The 4278-nt window shown below is 60.4% G+C and carries 3 protein-coding genes; 1 reads left to right on the top strand and 2 read right to left on the bottom strand.

The window, feature by feature from the left end:
* The first annotated feature begins 294 nt into the window (after positions 1-294).
* Entirely contained in the window at positions 295-1107 is an 813-nt protein-coding gene (locus tag AAHH99_RS00115) for a phthiotriol/phenolphthiotriol dimycocerosates methyltransferase (RefSeq protein WP_418766881.1), read from the top strand.
* A gap of 71 nt (positions 1108-1178) precedes the next feature.
* Here the strand turns inward: AAHH99_RS00115 and htpG are convergent, their stop codons facing one another.
* Both htpG and AAHH99_RS00105 read right to left on the bottom strand, forming a co-directional pair.
* On the bottom strand, positions 1179-3101 hold the full coding sequence (gene htpG / locus AAHH99_RS00110; protein WP_418767546.1) for a molecular chaperone HtpG: 1923 nt from the start codon (positions 3099-3101) through the stop codon (positions 1179-1181).
* A 128-nt stretch (positions 3102-3229) separates the two neighbouring features.
* Complete coding sequence (locus AAHH99_RS00105; RefSeq protein WP_418766880.1) at positions 3230-4078, bottom strand: GAP family protein; 849 nt, start codon at positions 4076-4078, stop codon at positions 3230-3232.
* Positions 4079-4278: the final 200 nt, after the last annotated feature.

The raw sequence follows: 4278 nt of genomic DNA, 5'->3' as shown, positions 1-4278 counted from the left end.
TGCGAATAAATCTATATTGCCGGTCGGTCTGAGTCTCGGTGCTGCTCGCCTCAGTGTCCGCTGACTTGCTGCTACTTCACTCGCTGCAGGTTGACGAGTGAATGTCAGTCACTGCGTGACCGTCGAGTGACCGCCTCGGTTTCGGGTGAGAAACACCTCGAGCCGACGGGCGCTTCATTTGCTGCGCCTTACTTCTGACTAATGGGATCGTCTGGACTACAGCAGTTCTGGCTAATCTTGTCTACTCGTCGGGAATTCGCTGCATCAGCTGTCCGGTTCTGCCATGCTTCAACCATGGAAGTGAAAGACCGCGTTCGCCAAGCTTTTCAATCGATCGATGAGGTAGGGCTGAATCGCCTACACCGTTCGATGTATCGATATTTCACCCGTCGGCTCAATCCCGGCGACTCAGCGTTCCTCAATGTGGGATACGAGGAAGATCCTCCGCTGGGTCTGCCCTTGGAAGTCGACGATGAGCCCGATCGGTATTACATCCAGCTTTACCACGCCACGGCTACTCAAGCGGATATCAGCGGGAAGGTCGTCCTGGAGGTCGGCTGCGGCCACGGCGGCGGTGCCTCATACCTGGCGCGCTACCTGCACCCCGCTTCCTATACCGGCCTCGACTTGAATGCAGCCGGGATCGCGTATTGCCGGCGAAGGCATGATGTGCCGAATCTGGATTTCATGGAAGGCGACGCCCAAGACCTTCCTTTTGCCGACGAATCGTTCGACGCGGTGATCAACGTGGAGTCCTCGGTTCACTACCCCAGATTCTCTCGTTTCCTCGATGAGGTGGCGCGCGTGCTGCGTCCCGGAGGGCACCTGCTCTACACCGATTTCAGATCTCCCGGAACCGTCACCGCTTGGGAGGATGCGCTGGAGAATGCTCCTCTCAAGATGCTCTCGAACAGGCTCATCAATGCCGAGGTCGTGCGCGCGATGGACCTGAATACAGAACAAAGACTCACTCGGATTTACAGCCTCATGCCGGCGTTGGTGCGCCCCTTTTCCCGCGCCTCGTCCCGCTACGCGGATGCGAAAGGAGTCGACGCGATGCGCATTGGGCGAGTGCCGTACCGAATGTGCTCCTTTGTGAAGGCCTGAGGCGAAGTCCCGTTTCGTCAGGGGCGCCGTTCCGGCTGGACTTTCGGGAGCCGGCAATCCTCGCCTGCGGCCTACACGATCCGGACCAGGCGCTCCGCAAGCAGCGCGGCAAATTTCGCGGGATCCTCGGGTAGGTCACCCTCGGCGAGAAGGGCGGTGCCGTAGAGCAATTCAGCGGTTTGAGCCAGCGACGGGTCGTCACCGCGGTCCTTGTGAGCCTGCTGCAGACCGGTAACGAGCGGGTGCTGCGGGTTCAGCTCGAGAATGCGCTTCCCGACCGGCACAGTCTGGCCTGAGGCCCGATACATCCGCGCGAGCGCCGGCGTGATGCCGAACGTCGGGGTGATCAGGCACGCCGGTGACTCGGTCAGGCGCCCCGACAACCGCACTTCCGATAGATACTCGCTCAGGGTCTCCTTCAACCAAGCCAGCAGCTCAGCGAATTCCTTTGCCTGCTCCTCGCGCTCGGCCTCGCTGGTCTCATCCTCAGAGTCGAGGTCGACCTCGCCCTTGGCCACCGACTGCAGCGGTTTGCCGTCGAACTCCGGCACCGAACCCACCCAGATCTCGTCGACCGGGTCAGTGAGCAGCAGCACCTCGTAGCCCTTCACCTTGAACGCTTCGAGATGCGGCGACTTCAGCAGCTGCTCGCGAGATTGTCCCGTGGCGTAGAAGATCTGCTCTTGGCCCTCCTTCATCCGCTCGATGTACTCGGGCAGTGTGGTCAGTTCTTCGTCGCTGTACGTGGAGGCGAACGATGAGACCCGCAGCAGTTGCTCACGGTTGTCAGCGTCCGACATCAATCCCTCTTTGAGCACGGCGCCGAACGCTGTCCAGAACGTCCAGTAATCCTCCGGGCGCCCCGATTGCATATCCGCGATTGTCGACAAGACCTTCTTCGTCAGACGGCGACGAATGGCCGTGACCTGTCGGTCCTGCTGCAGGATTTCGCGAGAGACGTTGAGCGACATACTTTCCGCGTCGACAACGCCTTTGACGAAGCGGAGATATCTCGGCATGAGCTCTTCGCAGTCGCCCATGATGAAGACCCGCTTGACATAAAGCTGCACGCCGATCTTGGCGTCCCGCGCGAAGAGGTCGAACGGAGCCTGCGATGGGATGAAAAGCAGCGCCTGATATTCGAAGGCGCCCTCGCCCTTCATCGTGATGATCTCTAGCGGATCGTCCCAGGCGTGGGCGATGTGCTTGTAAAACTCCTTGTACTCCTCATCGGACACCTCATCTCTGGGCTTGGCCCACAGTGCCTTCATCGAGTTGAGGGTCTGCGTTTCTACGGTGATGGTTTCTTTACCCCCGTCCTGGCCGGGGGTGATTCGCTCCACCTGCATCCGAATAGGCCAAGCGATGAAGTCGGAGTACTTCTTGACGAGTTCTCTGATCTTCCAATCAGCGGTGTAGTCGTGTAGATGGTCTTCGCGGTCCTCGGGTTTGAGTCGAAGAGTGACAGATGTTCCCTGTGGAGCGTCCTCAACGGATTCGATCGTGTACGTGCCGTCACCGCTCGACACCCAGCGGGTCGCCTCGCTCTCGCCCGCCTTCCGCGTGAGCAGCTCGACCTCGTCAGCCACAATGAACGTCGAGTAGAAGCCAATGCCGAACTGACCGATCAGCTCCTCGGACGCGGCCTCGTTCTTGGACTCGCGCAGCTTACGGCGCAGTTCGGCAGTGCCCGACTTGGCTAAGGTGCCGATGAGGTCGACGACCTCGGCGCGCGTCATCCCGATGCCGTTGTCACGGACGGTCAGGACGCGCGGATCCTTATTCACTTCGATCTCTATGTGCAGATCGGAGATGTCGACATCGAGATCCTTATTGCGCAGTGCTTCTAGTCGTAGCTTGTCCAGTGCATCCGAGGCGTTGGAGATCAGCTCTCGCAGGAATGAGTCCTTATTGGAGTACACCGAGTGAACCAGCAAATCCAGAAGCTGGCGTGCCTCCGCCTGGAACTCCAACTGCTCGACATGTGCAGTCATGTGATTTCCTTCGACGACAAAACAACCTTCGCTTGCATTGACCAAAAGATAGCACCGAGGGTGTGGCAGACCAGACGGTCCAGCAACCGAATGCGCGAAGTTCGCGGTGACCTCAGCTGGCGGCCGAGTCAGAGCAGGCCGACGCCTCTGGCCACCATCGACAGACCGGTGACCACCAGGAAGGCCACCAGGATCTTCAGCCGGTGCGCAATCGTCCAGTCGTGCAGCCGTCGCAGTGCCGCTTCAGTTTTCACCGGTGCAGCCACGTTGCTCACAAGAATGATCTCTTCGACCGCGAGCATTCCGACGATGTAGGCCGCGGCGGCTGCGAGCTGCATCTCGAGGGAAGCGCCCGACGTCACGATCAATGCCAGCACCAGAAGGAGCCCGTCCAATGGCGGGACGACGATCACGCCGATCACGAAGGCGGGCCACGGAGACCCGTTCTGCCATGCTCTGCGAATACGGCCGAGTAGTCGCGCGGTCACCGATCCACCGTCTGACGGTGCCTCCTGCGCCGTATCCATAACTAAATGCGAGATCACCGGCGGGACGTCCGCGTCCCGTTCTCGGGTCGCGGTCTTAGTGCTGTCGGTCCCGTCGGGCAGTCGATGCCGCCCCCCACCGCCCGGTGACGGTACAGCCGCTCGCTGCCGCGTCGCGGAGTGCAAAACTACTAGGCCGGCGATCAAGATCAACACCACGCCGATTCCGATGGCGATCCGCTGCGCCGATGGGTTGTCGGTCGGGTCGGCAAACTGCTTGATGAAAGAGGCCGACGTCGGCACCGAGTGCAGCGCGATCAGCGGGACCATAACGGTGGCGATACCGACCACCACGCAACCCGACCAATACGCGATCAGGCTCTGGATGGGGCGTGGCCTGAGGAGTACGAGAAGGATGATGCCCAGGCGCACGGGATTGACGGTCGTCAACAGCGCTAGCACCAGCAAAGCCCCCCACATGGGTGCGAACATTACCCAAACGGTGATCGGCTATCGACCGTTTGACGCTGCGTCGAGGTGGATTTATGCAAGAGGCGCGTTCTGCCCCGGAGCCCGCTATGTGGATGGAGGGTGTCGAGCAGTCGGCAGTGCGTCTGGTTTGGCACCCGAGAGCCGTTCGGTCGGCGAGCCCGGCCAGTCGATAAGGTGGAATTGATCATCGCGTTGGCTTC

This window comes from Mycobacterium neumannii (assembly GCF_048452905.1).
Lineage (GTDB): Bacteria > Actinomycetota > Actinomycetes > Mycobacteriales > Mycobacteriaceae > Mycobacterium > Mycobacterium neumannii_B.
This window is presented reverse-complemented; position numbering and strand designations above follow the sequence as displayed.

Coding starts and splice junctions, on each gene's coding strand:
- htpG (WP_418767546.1), bottom strand. CDS start 3,101: ATGACTGCACATGTCGAGCAGTTGGAGTTCCAGGCGGAGGCACGCCAG.
- AAHH99_RS00115 (WP_418766881.1), top strand. CDS start 295: ATGGAAGTGAAAGACCGCGTTCGCCAAGCTTTTCAATCGATCGATGAG.
- AAHH99_RS00105 (WP_418766880.1), bottom strand. CDS start 4,078: ATGTTCGCACCCATGTGGGGGGCTTTGCTGGTGCTAGCGCTGTTGACG.